This window comes from Psychromonas sp., assembly GCF_983033635.1.
Window position 1 is genome coordinate 1 of the sequence record NZ_CEZLMY010000006.1, and the last position, 13,067, is coordinate 13,067.

General features: G+C 41.4%; 13 protein-coding genes. 12 read left to right on the forward strand and 1 reads right to left on the reverse strand.

Annotated features, from left to right (window positions below; genetic code table 11):
• Nucleotides 1-137 precede the first annotated feature (137 nt).
• A complete protein-coding gene (locus AC4GME_RS01535; protein ID WP_490376297.1) occupies nt 138-1,331 on the reverse strand; it encodes an NnrS family protein in 1,194 nt (397 codons plus the stop codon).
• Nucleotides 1,332-1,391: 60 nt separating this feature from the next.
• Here AC4GME_RS01535 and frsA point away from each other — a divergent pair, with 60 nt between their 5' ends.
• From frsA to AC4GME_RS01595, 12 genes are all read left to right on the forward strand, one after another.
• Nucleotides 1,392-2,651: an esterase FrsA gene (gene frsA / locus AC4GME_RS01540; protein WP_490376296.1), complete on the forward strand. Its 1,260-nt coding sequence runs from the start codon at nt 1,392-1,394 to the stop codon at nt 2,649-2,651.
• A gap of 48 nt (nt 2,652-2,699) precedes the next feature.
• Entirely contained in the window at nt 2,700-3,095 is a 396-nt protein-coding gene (gene crl / locus AC4GME_RS01545) for a sigma factor-binding protein Crl (RefSeq protein ID WP_490376295.1), read from the forward strand.
• A 145-nt stretch (nt 3,096-3,240) separates the two neighbouring features.
• The gene (proB, locus tag AC4GME_RS01550; protein WP_490376294.1) at nt 3,241-4,350 is read left to right on the forward strand and encodes a glutamate 5-kinase; all 1,110 of its coding nucleotides are present in this window, start codon (nt 3,241-3,243) and stop codon (nt 4,348-4,350) included.
• Nucleotides 4,351-4,402: 52 nt separating this feature from the next.
• Complete coding sequence (locus AC4GME_RS01555) at nt 4,403-5,650, forward strand: glutamate-5-semialdehyde dehydrogenase (RefSeq protein WP_490376293.1); 1,248 nt, start codon at nt 4,403-4,405, stop codon at nt 5,648-5,650.
• Nucleotides 5,651-5,932: 282 nt separating this feature from the next.
• Nucleotides 5,933-6,385 (forward strand): prepilin-type N-terminal cleavage/methylation domain-containing protein, encoded by a 453-nt coding sequence (locus AC4GME_RS01560; RefSeq protein ID WP_490376292.1) that lies wholly within the window; start codon nt 5,933-5,935, stop codon nt 6,383-6,385.
• A gap of 329 nt (nt 6,386-6,714) precedes the next feature.
• On the forward strand, nt 6,715-7,236 hold the full coding sequence (locus AC4GME_RS01565) for a type II secretion system protein (protein WP_490376291.1): 522 nt from the start codon (nt 6,715-6,717) through the stop codon (nt 7,234-7,236).
• A gap of 35 nt (nt 7,237-7,271) precedes the next feature.
• The gene (locus tag AC4GME_RS01570; protein WP_490376290.1) at nt 7,272-7,778 is read left to right on the forward strand and encodes a prepilin-type N-terminal cleavage/methylation domain-containing protein; all 507 of its coding nucleotides are present in this window, start codon (nt 7,272-7,274) and stop codon (nt 7,776-7,778) included.
• The gene (locus AC4GME_RS01575; protein ID WP_490378929.1) at nt 7,771-8,031 is read left to right on the forward strand and encodes a prepilin-type N-terminal cleavage/methylation domain-containing protein; all 261 of its coding nucleotides are present in this window, start codon (nt 7,771-7,773) and stop codon (nt 8,029-8,031) included. The genes AC4GME_RS01570 and AC4GME_RS01575 overlap by 8 nt, the downstream gene beginning before the upstream one ends.
• Before the next feature lie 72 nt (nt 8,032-8,103).
• A complete protein-coding gene (locus AC4GME_RS01580) occupies nt 8,104-8,391 on the forward strand; it encodes a hypothetical protein (RefSeq protein WP_490378930.1) in 288 nt (95 codons plus the stop codon).
• The gene (locus tag AC4GME_RS01585) at nt 8,391-9,116 is read left to right on the forward strand and encodes a prepilin-type N-terminal cleavage/methylation domain-containing protein (protein ID WP_490378931.1); all 726 of its coding nucleotides are present in this window, start codon (nt 8,391-8,393) and stop codon (nt 9,114-9,116) included. The genes AC4GME_RS01580 and AC4GME_RS01585 overlap by 1 nt, the downstream gene beginning before the upstream one ends.
• Nucleotides 9,082-9,567 carry an MSHA biogenesis protein MshP gene (locus tag AC4GME_RS01590; RefSeq protein ID WP_490378932.1) on the forward strand — a complete coding sequence of 162 codons (486 nt, stop codon included), beginning with the start codon at nt 9,082-9,084 and terminating at the stop codon, nt 9,565-9,567. Before AC4GME_RS01585 ends, AC4GME_RS01590 begins: the two co-directional genes overlap by 35 nt.
• Nucleotides 9,564-13,025 (forward strand): DUF6701 domain-containing protein, encoded by a 3,462-nt coding sequence (locus tag AC4GME_RS01595; protein WP_490376286.1) that lies wholly within the window; start codon nt 9,564-9,566, stop codon nt 13,023-13,025. Before AC4GME_RS01590 ends, AC4GME_RS01595 begins: the two co-directional genes overlap by 4 nt.
• The last annotated feature ends 42 nt before the right edge of the window (nt 13,026-13,067 follow it).

Genomic DNA, 13,067 nt, shown 5'->3' on the forward strand with positions numbered 1-13,067 from the left:
AATAACAAAGACTAAAACATAGTTTTATGTCTAGCTAGCATTCATTTTAACAAGCGTAAATGAATAGATAATTAGTGGATTTGGTATAAATCCTCAGTTCAGGCGGAGCTGAAAATAGAGCTCCGCCTGTAAAATTTTTAACCAGGGCGTTTGTCGAGACGCACTGAAAGTAACATTTTAGCGTAAAACAAAATAAATAGAATAAAAGCACAACACCAAAACAGGATGCTAATCCAATAACTCATTAAGATTAGATCCGGCATTAAATAAGGGAAAATAAGTCTCACTAAACCTGAAATTGCAGTGGCTAAAAAAGCGATATTCATCCACTTGGAAGGATTTAATGGACGGCCTGTATGGCCTAATGAAACGCGGCTAATCATAGCTAAAATAATCCCGCCAATACCTGCAATTGCCGCAAGGTGGATCATGGTTGTGGCATTGATAGCAGGAATAAACAGAGCGATTGAATAAAAAATCAAACCAAGTGAAAGCAGCAGATAACTTAAATGTAATGACCAGAGCAATGGCACCGGCAGTGTAATTAACGGTTTCCAGCGGATCACGCGGATTAAATTGGCAAAACCAGCAAGCAGTGCAATCGCGCCTGAAATAACAGATAAATCTGGCAGCCAGATAAAGATTGCCAATAATAACAGAGGCGCAACAGCTAAATACTCCAAGTAATTGAGAGGCTGGACTTTTTCAGTGCCGGTGCCTTTGCTGGTGAAAAAAGGGATAACCCGTCCGCCCATCACCGCGATAATAAAGAAGACTAAAAATAACATGCTCCAGATAGCGTGTTGGGCCATGATATAATCATAACTTTTAAAACCGTAAAGGCTCAGTGCGTTTAAAACGGACATAAGCAGCAAAAGCGGCACAAAAAACAGGTTGCGCCACTGTTTAGCATGGATCACCGCTTTGCCTAGCACGAAAGCCGCTAACGGCATCCAGCTTAACTCAAAAATAAAGGTTAACCAGTATAAGTTAGGCGGAAAGGCAAACATAGCGATTCGCCCAACTAACCAAATTAACAGTAACGCGGCCAGTTTTTTTCCTTTGAGCCCGGGATAACCGGTCCAGTTTTGTACCGCTGTGAGTAAAAAACCTAAAATAATTGCGCCAGCAAAACCAAATAACATTTCATGAGCATGCCAGAGGGTTGCCGGTAGTAGAGAGGGAAGTGTGATTTTTGCCGAAAGTAATAATCCCCAAACTATTATGCTCAATAGCGCAAAAGTAGAGCCAGCTAAAAAGAATGGACGAAAACCAAGACGAAACAGCGGCAATAATTGCTGTTCTTTTGCATTGTCGGTAATCTGTAGCATTATTAATTCCTATTTTGTATTACGCTTGATTTAGCGCGGATTTTATAAGACGAGTAACTTATGTCAGAAAACTTATCTAAAACACTTTTTGCTCATAAATTTAATGTGCAAGAAACTTCAACGATTATCCCTAATTCATTAACAAAAAAAAACCTCAATTTAGATGATGTTATTATGGATGGCGAAGAGCAGAATGGTTGGTATCGTTTATTAAAGTTTATGCTTTGGTCGTGGCAAGGGTTAGATCTTATCGACTGTTACGATGTCCTTTCTCATATTTCAGCTTCAACTAATAAACGCAGTGATGAAGATATATTAGACAGTGTCATTGGTTTCCGCCCTGGTAACTGGTCCTATGAATGGACCCAGCAAGGGATGCTTTACCAGAAACAAGCTAATGAGTTTGCCAAACAGGGACAACGGGAAAAAGCAAAACAAGCTTATTATTGTGCGTCGCAATTTTACAGTGTCGCGAGTTACCCAAATTTAAAAGGCGATGAACTAAGTATCCAAGCGCAGGTTTTGGCGTTTAATAGTTACCGTGAGTCATTTAAGTTTAATGACCATTACCTGTTGAAAGAGATAAAAGTGCCTTTTCAAGGTAAAGAGGTAACCTGTTATTTACATCTCCCTCATACCGAGACAATCCATCCTGTGGTTATTGTTAGTGGTGGAATTGATACACTGCAATGCGAACTGTTACCACTGTTTGAAAAAGATCTTGCTCCCGCGGGGATTGCCATGTTGACCGTTGATCTGCCCGGTATTGGTTTTTCATCGCATGTTAAATTAGAGCAAAACTCCTCGAATCTGCATCAAGCAATTATTCATTATTTAAAAAATGTGCCATGGGTGGATCATGACAGGATCTCCTTAATGGGTATGCGTTTTGGTGGCAATGTAGCTACGCGTTTAGCTTTTTTGGAGCCAAAAACTGTAAAATCAGTGGTTTGTGTTGGCGCGGCGGTCGGCAGCATATTTGATAAGCTAGATAATTTTAAAAAGCTGCCACCTATGCTGCTGGATTGTATCGCATCACGTATGCAGGTGAACAATTCCAGTGTTGAAAGATTATATCAGCATTGCGTGCCATTCTCCTTAATCAAACAAGGTTTGCTTGCACGCAAACGTATTGATACACCGCTACTGAGCATTGGTCACAAAGACGATATCATTTGTAACGAGCAAGATTTACGGTTGATTGCACGTGCAAGCCGCGAAGGAGAATCACATATTATTGATAAACCTCCCATTTTTGAATCATATTTAAACTCTTTAAGTTATTCTGCCCAGTGGTTAACAAGACATCTGGCAGAGTGAGTGTTAAATTAAGCTTTATAAACCACCTCTTATCAGGAATATATTTTTATGACATTAGCGCTTAATACAGGCCCCTCTCGCGGTCGACTGTTTAAATTATTTACTGATTTAGGCCCTTATTTTCGTAAACTACACTCAACGGAGTGTTCGTTCTTTTTTGATTGTTTAGAAATTTGCATTGATGCGGAAAAAGAACCGGAAGAAAGAGAATTTTATGGCTGGTGGTTGCTGGTAACAAAAGATGAAGACGGTTGTCATTACCAGCGATTTGATGGTATTTATAATTTAGCGGGTGATTGGGTTGTTGAGAGTATCAGCAAAAATGATCAGCAACAGCTTGATAAGTCATTTGAGCTATTTCTGAAACGTCTTGCAACATTAATTGATATTGAAACCGGCCTGAAGCTTGAGGCATTGCAACAAGTTGTTTTAACTGAGGTTTAACTTTGTTAGCACTTAGTTACTATGCTCAGCATGTGAACTAGGAAGTAATAATGGTATACTAAAAAACAGTAACGATAACTTCGTTGCTGTTTTTTTATTTTAGACAACGTATTTTTTTAAACTCCTAATTAAAAATGAAGGAAGCATGAAAACCAATACAAAAACAATTGTAGTTAAGCTAGGAACCAGTGTTCTGACGAGTGGCACCGCAAAATTAGACCGCTCCCATATGGTTGAAATTGTGCGTCAATGCGCGCAGTTACAAAAGCAGGGCCATCAAATTATCGTGGTCACCTCTGGCGCAATCGCTGCCGGTAAAGAACATCTAAATATGCCCGATATTGCTCCGACCTTTGCCAATAAACAGATGCTCGCTGCTGTAGGACAAGGTCAACTGGTACGTGAGTGGGAAAATCTCTTTAAAATTTATGGCCTGCATGTTGGGCAAATGCTCTTAACTCGCGCCGATTTAGATGATCACGTACGTTTTTTAAATGCGCGGGATACCATCAAAACGCTGCTCAAACATCGAATTATACCGGTAGTAAATGAAAATGATGCGGTTGCAACCAGCGAAATAAAAGTGGGCGATAATGATAATCTTTCTGCGTTAGTTGCATTACTCGCAGATGCGGATCAGTTATTGCTGTTAACTGACCAGAAAGGGTTATTCACCGCAGATCCACGCAGCAATCCCGATGCACAGCTGCTTCCTGAAATTGCAATCATTACCGATGAAATTCATGCATTAGCGGGTGGCAGTGTCGGCGGTTTAGGCACTGGCGGTATGGCAACTAAGATTGAATCAGCAACTGTTGCACATCGTGGCGGAATTGAGGTGGTGATTGCTTCTGGTCATAAAAACAATGTCATTATTGATGCGGTTAACAATAAAGCGGTTGGAACACGTTTTGTTAATGATAATAGTCGCTTAGAAGCACGCAAAAATTGGATTTTTGCAGGCTCTACTATTGCCGGAACTATTATTGTCGATGATGGTGCCGAGCAGGCGATTGTTGATTCTGGCAGCAGTTTATTACCTAAAGGCATAAGAGGCACAACAGAACATTTTTTACGTGGTGACGTGGTTGTTATTAGCAACCTGGCAGGCAATGAGCTCGCGCGAGGTGTTGTAAGATATAAAAGTATTGATATTGAAAAAATTAAAGGGTTACATTCAGATCAAATCGAAGCCTGTTTAGGGTTTGAACATGGTCGAGTGGCCATTCACCGCGATGATTTAGTGTTGTTATAAAAAATATTTTAATTGCCGTGCGCCAGCTGGCAATGCAATAAGGAAAAAAATAATGGATTTACAAGCGATAGGAAAGCTCGCAAAAGAAGCAAGTTATGAACTTGCGATAGCGGACAGCAAACAAAAAAATGCTGCGTTAGAAACGATTGCATTAGCGCTGGAAGCAAACGAAAGTGAGATTGTTGCAGCTAATAAACAAGATATACAAGCGGGCATCGATGCGGGATTAACCGATGCGTTATTAGATAGGTTATTACTTGATGAAACACGTTTAGCGGGCATTATCGCTGATCTGCGCAGTGTGATTAATTTAGCCGATCCAGTTGGTGAAGAGTTTGACAGTAAGTTACTTGAAAATGGTCTGAAGCTGAGTAAACGCCGAGTGCCGGTGGGAGTGATTGGTGTTATTTACGAAGCACGTCCCAATGTAACTATTGATATTGCCGCTCTTTGTTTAAAAACAGGTAATGCCAGTATTTTACGCGGCGGTAAAGAAACGATTCGCTCTAATATGGTGTTGGTTAAAGTGATTCAGAGCGCTTTACAAAAAGCGGGCTTACCTAAAACTGCAGTGCAATATATTGAAAGTACAGATCGCGCTTTAGTCGGCGAGTTGCTGAAAATGGATCAATATGTGGATATGATTATTCCGCGCGGTAATGCAGGTCTGCAACTTTTCTGTAAAGAAAACAGCACTATCCCTGTGATTATTGGCGGTATCGGTATCTGTCATCTGTTTGTCGAGCAAAGTGCCGATTTTGATAAAGCATTAGCGATTATTGAAAATGCCAAAGTGCAGCGTCCGAGTGTTTGTAATGCCCTTGATACCTTATTGGTCGATGAAAAAATTGCCGCTGAGTTTTTACCAAAATTAGCCGCGCATCTGTTACCACTTGCTGTAACCTTAGTTGGTGAAAGCAAAGCAAAAGCAATTTTAGGTGATAAAGCGACAGTCGCTCAGGAGGGGGATTTTTCCCGTGAATGGTTATCGCTTCATTTAGGTGTCAAAGTGGTCACGGGTTTAAACGAAGCCTTAGCACATATTCGTGAGCATAGCTCAGAGCACTCTGACGGTATTTTGACTAATGATTTCACCGTTGCCAATAAATTTATTAATGCAGTAAACTCAGCCGCTGTATATGTTAATGCCAGTACCCGTTTTACTGATGGCAGCCAATTCGGCTTAGGCGCTGAAGTTGCCGTTTCCACGCAAAAGTTACATGCACGCGGCCCGATGGGGTTACAAGAGTTAACCACTTACAAGTGGATTGGTATTGGCGATTATCTGGTTAGAGGGTAGTTGGCATACAGTATGCTTGCTGATATTTGTTATAAATCGCGTCATTTGGTTTGAGTTGATTTCAATGTCAGCACTTGTTGATATAAGGTTTAGGCTTTAGCCTCTTAATTTGAATTATAAATTTATAACGTGATACAAGATAAACTTTTATCGTACAGCGAGCCTTTTTTTTAGGTTAAACTTCCACTATCTACACGGAAGTTTAAATTGCACAAATTTATTAAATTATTTATTGTTTAACACAATAGTTAAACAATATTCAAAATACAGGATCTTTTTATTATGAAAAAACAGTCGGGTTTTACGTTAATTGAATTAGTTATCGTTATTATTATTCTTGGTATTCTGGCAGCTACAGCCGTGCCAAAATTTGTGGATCTGCAAGGTGATGCACGTGAATCTGCAATAAAAGGAGTTAAAGCAGCATTGGAAGGTGCGGCAAGCTTAGCTTATTCTCGCGCTGCCATTGACGGTGTTGAAAATGCATCCTCTGCCGCCGCGACTGATCGTAATGTTACCCTTGTAAACGGTTACCCTGATTCATCTTCGACTGGTATCGAAGACGCTGTTGAATTAAGTGTAGATGATTGGACTGTCGCACACGGTACTACTACTACAACTATTACAGCTTTAGTTGCATCAGGTGCGACGCAAACAACAACTTGTACAGTGGTATATAATGAAGCAGCTGCTGACGCACGTCCGGTTATTACAGCGACGGTTACTGACTGTTAATTCTTAAGCAACTCGAATAAGAACCTCTAAATCCCACGTTTATCGTGGGATTTTTTTATCTGCTTGCCAAAAAACTTTTCTATCTTGTATATATTGCCTTGATGGCTCGCCCATCTTGTTATTATTTTCTATTATTTAATCGTTCCCACGCTCTGCGTGGTAATGCATAGTTAATTGAAAATCCCACCTTTAGCGTGGGATTTTTTTTGCCTCACAAAAACGGTTTCTATTTGCGACAGAGATGATTATTAACTCGCGCTTTATGCTGTTATTTTCTATTATTGAAGCATTCTTAACCTGGCATGTTTACGATAAAAAACAGGAATAAAATGCGGCAAATTAAATATCGCCATGCACAATCTGCTTTTTCTCTACTGGAGTTGATTTTAGTGGTGACGGTGATCGGAATATTAAGTGCAGTTGCGCTGCAGAAATTTATCCCTTTAACAGCCGATGCGCACCTGTCGGTATTGCAGGGAATGCAGTCGTCGCTCGAAGATGCCGCCGGTTTTACCTATAATAAAGCTGTGTTGGCGGGGAAAGAAACACAGCCAAGCGCGTTAGTGGCAATAAAATCCGGACGTGTACTTGATGCGAATGATCCGTTTGTGGTTTTTACCCGTTATGGTTACCCGCAGGGAGTTTGGTCTGAGATAATAAAAATCATTGAATTAGATGAAATTGACTGGCTTTATAGTAATCAGCAGTCAGGCACAATAAACCAACCCGCGTCGGTTTATTTGTGGACAAAACAGGGACCCGGATCGATTTCTCGTTGTAATATTAGTTATCAGGGGGCTTTGGACAGTGGATTTCGCCCGCAAATTATTATTAACGAAACAGGCTGTTAAACTCGCTGTTAAACTACAACTTAAATGGATATTAAATGTCGTCAGCCGTAGGTAAAAACTCAACCTCTAAAATAGCTGGTTTCACGCTGATTGAGCTGGTGGTGGTGATTATTGTGATTTCTGTATTAGCTGCAGTGGCCATTCCAAAATTTTCCAGCAAATCAGGGTTTGAAGATTATACCGTGCAGGACCAATTAATTGCCCGTTTACGTTTAGTACAACTGCAAGCGATGAATGCAGATCCTACTACCGATGTGACTGAGAATGCCTGTTATTGGCTGGTGGTAAAAAGTAACTGCTTTTATCATGAGCATACGACTAAAAATGGTAACGACTGTAACTTACCATCTGCCGCTGATGTTTGTGCAAGCGATGATTATAATCAATATAATAGCGTAACCTTTCCAACGGGCATGTTAGCTCCGAATAATTACCGTTTTGATCTGCAGGGGAGATTAGCAACAGGCGCTAGCCCCATTACTATTACAGGTGATAACAGTTTAAGTGTAACCATTGAGTCTGAGGGCTATGTTCATGAATAAAATAGGCATGAATAAAAAAACCGTCAATAAAGGAGTTAGCCGAGGTTTTAGCCTTGTTGAACTTGTGGTCGGCATTGTCGTATTAGGGGTAGCGATGATGGTCATGAATACTATGCTGATTTCACAAAGCAAAGATGCGCTTGAACCGCTTTACCGTTTACGCGCTTCACAGCTTGGACAGAGCATTTTGCAGAATATTTTGTCACGCGCGTATGATCAGAACTCCGATCATAACGGTGGTTATTACCGCTGAGGTGAAATATGGGGAGATGTCAGTTTATGGTTTGATGGTACAAATTGGCAAACAGGTGGAACGCCAACCGCAGTGGCTTGTTCTGCTACTTTTGGCATAGATACAGGTGAAAGCGCAGGTGAACACCAGAACTTTAATGACGTTGATGATTTTATCGAAAATGATTTTGTCAGTGCAGTCACTTATGGTGATGTATTAGGGACCCCTTTGCCCTCGCAATACAATAACTATGCAGTAAAGATAGAGGTGGTTGCAGATACCACTACGCTCGGTGGCGCAACAATGAAACGCATTGATGTCACTATCAGAACGCCAAGTGATGAACAGATTTTATTCTCTGCTTTAAAGGGGAACTATTAATGCGAGCTGCTAAGGTCGTTTTACAAAAGGGCTTTACTTTAGTTGAACTGGTGATTGTAATCATCATCCTCTCTGCGTTGGGCATCGCGACAAGCAGTTATATCGCCACTGGGGTGGATATCTATACCGATATTACAGAGCGTGATAAATCACTGAACAGTGTGCGTTTTGTAATGGAACGCCTGCGTAGAGAAGTCTCAAGTGCGCTACCTAATAGCGCCATAGTCACTAATGGCTGTTTAACCTTTACACCGATTATTGCCAGTTCGCTTTATAATGACTTTCCTATCGCGCCATTAAGCGCCAGTGTCGGTACGATTGCGCCGATTAATGATTATAGCCATCAGACTGGCGATAGAGCCGTTGTTTATCTGTTAGCGCAGAATGAATTGAACGGCAACAGTAAAGTTCATCCGATTAGTGCTATTAATGCAGGTAAAGATACACTTAATTTTGGCGGAGATGTTAGTTTTTCTTTAGCCTCTCCCGCTAAACGTGTTTATATTATTCGCGATAATATAACTTACTATTTTAGTGCTGGTAATTTATTGCGTGGCAGTGAGTGCGTCGATGGTGTATTAATGGCCAATAATATATCGGGCAGTTTTTCAGTGAGTGACGCGACGCTGCAGCGCAATGGTCTAGTACAGGCAATTTTTACTCTCGACTTTGACGGGCAGGAGGTTTCGATTGAGCAAACGTTACATATCAGCAATGTACCATAAAACAAGGTCCCGTAAACAAAACTGCTACTCAGTAAAAAAACAGTCGGGCAGTGCGATTGTTATTGCCATCTTTGTGATTATTGTTATCTCATTATTAGGTGCGAGTTTAATCTCATTACAGCGAGACAGCGCTGAGGGTACAAGTTATGAAGTGTATGCAGCACGCGCTTATCTGTCGGCCTATTCGGCTAGTGAAATTGCATTAGCTCAGCTGTTCCCGCTGAATGCGGCCTCTGCTGGTCTCGCAACCTGTGCTGCTGTCACTGTGGAGCCCACCTTACCAGATAATAATGCTGGATTTCATGGCTGCACCGACATCAAGGTGATTTGTAGCTCAACATTAGCCTCCGCAGGTTTGGCGACGCGCTATAAAGTCGTCAGTACGGCCACATGTCAAAGCAGTCAAATCAACACGCGCCGTCAAATAACAGTCGAGGCGACTAATTTATGAAATTGATAGTGAAACTTATCTTAACTGCTTTATTTTTTATTTCTGCTAATGCAGCTGCTAGGGGCACTGCTGATATTTGTGAGTCTGACCTAGATCTCAGTGGTTTTGAAATTGTGAGTGGCGATTTGGATATTGCAGCTGGAGATAATCGTAGCGGGGATATTTACGTGCTAGGTGAAGTGAGTATTAATGGGGCTAATAGTAATAGAAGAACAACTTATGATGGCAGTATTTATGCCACAGGTAATGTTTATATTGGCAAGAAGGTAACTGTAACGGGGTTTGTATATAGCGAACAACAGATCACCCTGCATAATCAGGGTAATATTATAATAGTAGAAGGCACCTGTTCGGGCGGGGAGCCTATCCCCTCAATCGATCTACCTGTGGATGAATTAACCGAGCAGTGTAGTGCTATCTTTCAAGATGCAGCGCAGAGCTACAGCAGCAGTGGTCATTTAACCATGTGGGGCAGCTCGCAAATTATTGATGATACCAATGCATTTGATTTTTACTCTCATGAGCCTTACGGCAATGCTAATGGCTGTGGGGTAGGTGTACAGTGTACGAGTACAGGAGAGCAATCTGCTGAGCTTTCTTCTTTTACTATCCCAACTATTGACGCTCCTGACATTACAGTCGCCTCATGGTCGGGAGCGGATGGTCTGAATATTACGCTCGGCGATCCCGATTCTGCAACGGATAAATTCAAGGGCACAGCCTTTGGAGATATTACTGTACATAATGGTGGTACATTAACGTTTGCTTCACAGATACCTGAGCATGTATATCGTATTAATAGGCTTAATGTTTACGACGGTGGTGTTGTTTATTTAAATGCAGGGGTTTATGCGATAAGAGGCTTGGGAGTTACTAACGAAAGCTCGCGGATAGAGGTGGGGGAGGGGGATGTTTATCTGTTTGTTAGTAAGAGCGATAGTGTTCAGGGCAGTATTGAAAGGAGTAATACCGCTCTCCCTGGACAGTTTGTTTTTGTAACAGGGGAAACGGTAGCTTTCAATGGTAATGCTCGTTTTAGCGGATCGCTCTATGCCAATGGTAATGTAGAGTTAAACGGTAATACCTACATTGAAGGGCGTGTAGCATCTGCAAATTTACAAATGACAGATAATACGATAATTGAAAATGAGCTTGAATGTGGCGTCCCTCCTGTTAATGATTATGTTTTTGAGATAACCACTTCCGCTGATGCGCTGACCTGTGAACCACATCCTGTTTTTATTCAGGTGTTGTTAGATGGCAATCCCGCAACCGATTATGTGGGATTGATTAATCTTTCAACCAGCACGGATAAAGGTGTTTGGAATAAGCTAAATGCAGATGGAACACTGACTGATGTCGGTAGCGCTGATAATGGTCAAGCCAGTTATCAATTTGTAGCTTCCGATCAAGGGATTATTGAACTGGGTTTATTTAATAATATCGCCAGTGACTTAACGGTTAGTGTGAGTAGCGGGGCGGTAAGTAACGTTTCAAATTTAATTAGCTTTCGACCTTTCCAGTTAAAATCGGAACTCAGTTGTAACAATGGTATAGACGCATCACCCTGTTTTACAACGGCTAATCTTCCGTTTGCTTTAACATTGACAGCTGTAGGTAAAGATCCAGATGCGGATGGTTGTGAGGTTATCGAGGAGTATACGGGTGATAAAAACTTAAAGTTCTGGTCGAGTTATGTAGAGCCAGAGGTTCCTGTTGGTCTCAATGTTGAAGTTAATCAAACTGTGATTGAAAAAAATGCAACGGATGCTACGGAGCAAAGCGTTACCTTTTTAAATGGCGTGGCAACGGTTTCGGTTAATTACCCCGATGCTGGGCAAATACAAATTCATGCGCGGGATGATCAAGGTATTGGCGCTCCGCCTGCGGATCCGGGCCAAGATGATGAATTACAAGGCAGCGCCATTACCATTGTTAATCCTTTGCAATTAATAATTACTCCAGTTAGCGATAATCCTGCTGAGCTGAGTGATTATGATCCTATCACTGGCACTGGTTTTAAACGTGCTGCAGTGCGTAGCCATAGCACAGTCGTTGATGTTGATACATTTGATATCACAGTAAAAGCGGTCATTGATTGTAGTGATGACCCTTTGAATCATTGTACAAACGGTACAAGCACGGTTACGCCAAGCTTTAGTAATAGTGTGACACTGTTACCGACGTTAGTTTTCCCAACGCACGCTTCAGCATCTATTGGTACTGTTCATTCAGAAGATGGGAGTAATGCTTTAACTGCCATGATGAGTGGAGGTGAGTTAATCTATTCCGACCTTTCCTATGATGAAGTGGGGGTACTTGGTTTACAGGCAACCAGTGTTAATTATATTCAAACAGGCAATGATATTACTGTTTCTGATGTTAAAGAGATAGGGCGCTTTTACCCCAATTATTTAGCTTACGATAATTATCATTATCAAGGAGGTTGTAACAGCAATGATTTTACTTATATGACAGAAGGGCTAGCAACGGATACCCCGTTGTTAACTTCTGCGGTATCAGTAAATTATGTGATGCAAGCAAAAGCGCAAGCCAGTGCGAGTGCGACTGAAAAAACAACGGAGAATTATCATTATGATGTTAACAATGGCTACCCTGTTGCTGCAACGGCTAATTTTTCTGATGTGGCGTATGCAACAAATGATTCAACAAATGTGAGTGAACGGATATTACCCGTTGATTATTATGATGAAACACAATGGGAAGCCGGTGTTTACACTATTACTGGGCTTGCAATGGGTTTGCAAAAATCGTTAACCGCCGCGGATGGCCCCTATTTTTCGGTAATGCCTGATGGTACTGACAATCAAATTGAGTATTTCATAACGTTATCTGGCATAGATGGTGAAAAATTACAGACCAATGCATCAACACCCTGTACAACCACCAATCAATGTCGATTACCCGCTGATATTAATCTAAGTAGCTTTGGTGATTTAGCTTACGGGCGTTTACAGGCTGGAAATGGTCATGGCAGTGAATTTCAACCGGTTCGCACCACAGTGCAAGCCACCTATTATGATGGTAGTCATTTTGTGCCGATGATTCGAGATATATGCAGCACTACCGATATGTCACAAGTTAGCGCTATCCCCGTAAAAAATGCAACTACGGATAAAATTGAGATAACAGATCCGCAAACAGGTAGCAAGGGGAAAACTAAAGTGAGAATATTAAATACCCCCTTAATTAATGGTCAAAGCTTTTTCGATTTCTCCGCTCCGTCGCCATCAACTCGCGGTAAACTCGATTATTTTATTAATTTAAAATCTAATACATCAGCAGTATTAGATGCGCCTTGGCTATTAGACAGCGGCAATGCGGTTGCTTGCCCGAGTGCTACAGGAACAAAGAAAGATTGTATCTCCGGGGAGGTCTCATTTGGATTATTCCGAGGTAATGACCGCATTATCTACCGTTTGCAGACCTTTGAATAATTTGGAAGTGCGGCTTCAGCCGCGCTAAATGGCAGGCGGGAT

Bases quoted from the DNA above. Each gene is read 5' to 3' on its own strand.
- proB (WP_490376294.1), top strand. From the start codon at position 3,241: ATGAAAACCAATACAAAAACAATTGTAGTTAAGCTAGGAACCAGTGTT.
- crl (WP_490376295.1), top strand. From the start codon at position 2,700: ATGACATTAGCGCTTAATACAGGCCCCTCTCGCGGTCGACTGTTTAAA.
- AC4GME_RS01575 (WP_490378929.1), top strand. From the start codon at position 7,771: ATGAATAAAATAGGCATGAATAAAAAAACCGTCAATAAAGGAGTTAGC.
- AC4GME_RS01595 (WP_490376286.1), top strand. From the start codon at position 9,564: ATGAAATTGATAGTGAAACTTATCTTAACTGCTTTATTTTTTATTTCT.
- frsA (WP_490376296.1), top strand. From the start codon at position 1,392: ATGTCAGAAAACTTATCTAAAACACTTTTTGCTCATAAATTTAATGTG.
- AC4GME_RS01555 (WP_490376293.1), top strand. From the start codon at position 4,403: ATGGATTTACAAGCGATAGGAAAGCTCGCAAAAGAAGCAAGTTATGAA.
- AC4GME_RS01565 (WP_490376291.1), top strand. From the start codon at position 6,715: ATGCGGCAAATTAAATATCGCCATGCACAATCTGCTTTTTCTCTACTG.
- AC4GME_RS01585 (WP_490378931.1), top strand. From the start codon at position 8,391: ATGCGAGCTGCTAAGGTCGTTTTACAAAAGGGCTTTACTTTAGTTGAA.
- AC4GME_RS01560 (WP_490376292.1), top strand. From the start codon at position 5,933: ATGAAAAAACAGTCGGGTTTTACGTTAATTGAATTAGTTATCGTTATT.
- AC4GME_RS01570 (WP_490376290.1), top strand. From the start codon at position 7,272: ATGTCGTCAGCCGTAGGTAAAAACTCAACCTCTAAAATAGCTGGTTTC.
- AC4GME_RS01535 (WP_490376297.1), bottom strand. From the start codon at position 1,331: ATGCTACAGATTACCGACAATGCAAAAGAACAGCAATTATTGCCGCTG.